Source organism: Acinetobacter sp. YH12072 (genome assembly GCF_013419565.1).
In the GTDB taxonomy this organism is placed as follows: domain Bacteria; phylum Pseudomonadota; class Gammaproteobacteria; order Pseudomonadales; family Moraxellaceae; genus Acinetobacter.
Genome location: NZ_VOZV01000079.1, coordinates 1 through 3,724, shown reverse-complemented (window position 1 = coordinate 3,724; position 3,724 = coordinate 1). Strand labels below are relative to the sequence as shown.

General features: G+C 36.5%; 3 protein-coding genes and 1 pseudogene. 1 reads left to right on the top strand and 3 read right to left on the bottom strand.

Annotated features, from left to right (window positions below):
* Window positions 1-157 precede the first annotated feature (157 nt).
* Both FTU19_RS16010 and dusB read right to left on the bottom strand, forming a co-directional pair.
* On the bottom strand, window positions 158-835 hold the full coding sequence (locus FTU19_RS16010; RefSeq protein WP_180016640.1) for a hypothetical protein: 678 nt from the start codon (window positions 833-835) through the stop codon (window positions 158-160).
* A gap of 245 nt (window positions 836-1,080) precedes the next feature.
* The gene (gene dusB / locus FTU19_RS16005) at window positions 1,081-2,127 is read right to left on the bottom strand and encodes a tRNA dihydrouridine synthase DusB (RefSeq protein ID WP_180016641.1); all 1,047 of its coding nucleotides are present in this window, start codon (window positions 2,125-2,127) and stop codon (window positions 1,081-1,083) included.
* 102 nt (window positions 2,128-2,229) lie between these two features.
* Here dusB and FTU19_RS16455 point away from each other — a divergent pair.
* Window positions 2,230-2,574 (top strand): annotated as a pseudogene (locus FTU19_RS16455) (site-specific integrase); the annotation flags it as partial.
* A gap of 963 nt (window positions 2,575-3,537) precedes the next feature.
* Here FTU19_RS16455 and FTU19_RS16000 read toward each other — a convergent pair.
* On the bottom strand, window positions 3,538-3,724 hold a 187-nt coding region (locus tag FTU19_RS16000), incomplete at its 5' end, for a transposase (protein ID WP_180131898.1).

Here is a 3,724-nt window from a genome sequence, read left to right as displayed (position 1 = left end):
TTACTGGAGAAATCTAGGAGGTATGTTTTGCCTGAGAGGAGGGTTAGAAGTTGCCCAAGAGTTGTGAAAGGTAAACCACTGAAATACCCAAGAAAATGCCAGTCAATTTCTTAACTGACTGGCATTACTCCACGGAGAGGTTTTTTATATCGATTCTTTAACGAGTCATACGATGCCAAGCATCTTTGATCGCAAATTTTGCTTCTTCCCAATTCAAACGGGATTCACCTTTTACCTGTTCCCATTTGGTTCGTAATTCAGGTTCGGCATGTTCGAAGTCAGTCTGACGGTCATATAGTGGACGGTTTTCATAACCCACTCGATAAGCACCACGATAGTCACGATCATAGTCGAGATCGCTGTAAGTAGTACGTGATTCGGTATAATACGGACGGTTGGTATGCTCATTTCTCCAGTAATCATCTTCCTGCTTAATCGTGTCCGGATGCTGATAATTATCTGCCTCTGGATGATTTTCTGGATGCTCATAGTTATCCGTTTGTTTCGGATGATCAGGTGAAGCAATATCATTCCCTGCAATACCGCCTACAACACCGCCAATGATACCGCCTACTACTGCCCCTGGAGGACCACCTACCAGACCGGCAGTCGCTCCAACTGCTGCCCCGCCTAAAGTACCTGCACTGGTAGCAAGTACATTATCCTCACCTTCATTCATATCTGGCACACGAGGATTATCTTTTTGAGGTGAATTTAAATCTGGTCGAGCACTGGCATCTGTTGCATCTTGATTTAATGCGTCACTACGTTCCTCTGGTAATTCAGTCGAGGTTTTATTGCCAAAGTCTGTAACTGGACGATTGGTATTTGTCATTATAGATCTCCCTTGATCATGAGAATGAACAAGATTGAATAAACATCTTGCCATGCTAGAAATTCAGCTTAGAGCAATTTCACGTAAACAATGTCCATGTCATGTCCAGTTTCAGTGAACTTAATATGCGGCTATGTTCACTACAGTCTTTAATGTAACGGAAGCATATAAAATTTTAGCTATAAGATAAAAAAGGTACTGTATTTACTACAGTACCTTTTGAAATAAGTAGGAAATCTATCTTTTTATTTAGTTTCTAACAGATTTACCTGATCTATTTGTACATCGCTCATGATATGTCCATGTTCCAGTAATCCATTAAAATAGTTTTCCACCACTTTATATTGATCGGCAGTGTTTTCTACTTGATACATATTTTGACGGAATTCATTACTCGAACGTAGTCCTTTGGTATACCAGGCAATATGCTTACGCGAAATACGGCAACCTGAATATTCACCATAAAATTCATAAAGCTCAGATAGATGTCCTAATAACACATCTTTCACTTCAGCAATACTTGGCGCAGCAAGATGCTCTCCAGTTTCTAAATAATGTGCAATTTCACGAAAAATCCAGGGACGTCCTTGTGCAGCACGGCCAATCATGATGGCATCTGCACCTGTATAGTCCAGTACATATTTGGCTTTCTCAGGGCTATCAATATCTCCGTTCGCAATCACGGGAATACTCAACATCCCTTTCACTTCCTTGATTAAGGAGTAACGTGCCGTATTGAGGTACATGTCTTCACGAGTACGACCATGTAATGCCAGCGCTGCAATCCCCGCGTCTTCAGCACGTTTTGCAACTCGCAGAATATTTTCATGACCGTTGAGATAGCCCAAACGGGTTTTTAAAGTCACAGGAACATCAACTGCAGCAACGACTGCATCTAAAATACGTGCAACCAGATCTTCATCCTTTAACAAGGCAGAACCGGCCAGCTTATTACAGACTTTCTTTGCTGGACAACCCATATTAATATCAACAATTTGTGCCCCATTTGCGACCTGATAGCGTGCTGCCTCAGCTAAGTCATGCGGATCAGAACCAGCAATCTGTGCTGAGATTGGTGCCAGCTCACCATCAAAATTCGCCCGATATAAGCTTTTTTTACTCATGCGCAAGGTCTTGTCAGAAGTCATCATTTCACTGACCGCATGACCCGCACCGAAGTACTTGCATAAGGTTCTAAATGGACGATCGGTGACACCTGCCATGGGAGCGACCCAAAGTTTCTTATCTATTGACCTATCAAACAATTCTGAAATTACATTATTTTTACTCAAAATCTTTAACCTCATTTAACTTCGTTTAGTCGCTCCGTATTGACTTTTAACGCTCTTTATTTGCAACCTATTTGCACCACTACATTTTTATGGTGCAAATTCATGGGCATGGTCACTAAGCGACAAACAAAAGACGGTACAACTCGGTATAGAGCTCAGATCCGTATATAACGTCAAGGCTACCCTGAATTTAAGCAATCCAAAACGTTCAGCAAAAAATCATTGGCTGAGGAATGAATCAAACGCACGGAAGCCGAGATTGAATTGCACCCTGAAAAAATATTGAACCCTGAGATGCAACTTAAGCACAAAACCCTTAGAGAACTCATATTTCAGTATTTGGATGAAGCGGACAGTTTTGCTAGGACAAAAACAGGAGCACTACAGCATATCGCTAGTTTAGATATTTCTAACAAGGATATCTATTCCTTAACCTATGAGTACTTCTAAATGATGGGATTTTGAAAGAAAAATGATGGGATTAAAGGATTATTCTTAGGGAGTTACTAATACTCATTCACCACCAGTAATTATAAGTATGTCAAAAGTACAAATTATATTTTTATTAATTTAAAAAACCTAACATGATGGAAAACTTGTTTACATTGAAATTAATGGTTTTTTAAACCAAAATTATACTTTTTAAGGGAAAAGTAAAAAATTAAAATAGATAAATTTATATTTTGATTCTCCAGTATAGCTACAGTGGTTGATCTTTAGAGCCTTTCACATTGTTGTTGAGTTCAATAACCTCCCACGACTTTCAAAATTTTTACAAGATCAAAATATAACCAAAAAACTTTAATACTTTAAATTAATATTAACATATATAGTTAAAAAAACATAAAAAATATTATTAAAATCAAATAAATATTTATACATCCAACTTAGGAAGTAAATCGTTATAAAGTTTAATGTGGTTAAGGTTCTTCATGATTCAAGTTTCCAGTAAATTTAAGAGCAATAGCTCTATTGATAAAAAAAACAGATCAATTTGTATTAAATATGTATATTTTCCGTTTAAAATAAGTTAACAATTAATTAATAATTCTGCTATTTTTCTCAACATAATTTGCAATATTGTGATTGAGTTCATGTCTAGATTGTTTTTTTTAGTAAGTTTTAATTTTTGGGTACTTTCCTGCATAATTTGTTTAGGGTTATCAATAGTTTTTAAAGATATTTTCTTCTTGGAAATTTCAGGACTGATTGCTCTAATTGCAATTTTAACTCACCTAGAAATTAAGCTAATCAAGAATGATCCTTTTCTTCAATAAAGTCTTTTTTAGAGGTTAATTTGTTTTTTGATTGTAATTTATACAATCTCTATTATAGATATTCGATTAAAAAATCAACTATAAGAAGGCCTCCTATAGGAGGCATTTTTATATAATAGACCTCTTTCATAAATCATTTTTTGCTCAGTTCCAAGTTGTAGATTCCAGCGACTAAACTGAATCTCAAACCAACCCTTTTACCTCTATTTCGATAACGCTCAGCAAGGATTTTGAAGGTTTTCAGGCTGCCAAATACATGCTCAATTCCGATTCTTCTTTTATTGATTTCTTGATTATAGATTTTCAATTCAGGATCCAAT

What these genes read in the sequence shown, in the direction of transcription:
- FTU19_RS16010 (WP_180016640.1), bottom strand. Translation starts at nt 835, where the DNA reads ATGACAAATACCAATCGTCCAGTTACAGACTTTGGCAATAAAACCTCG.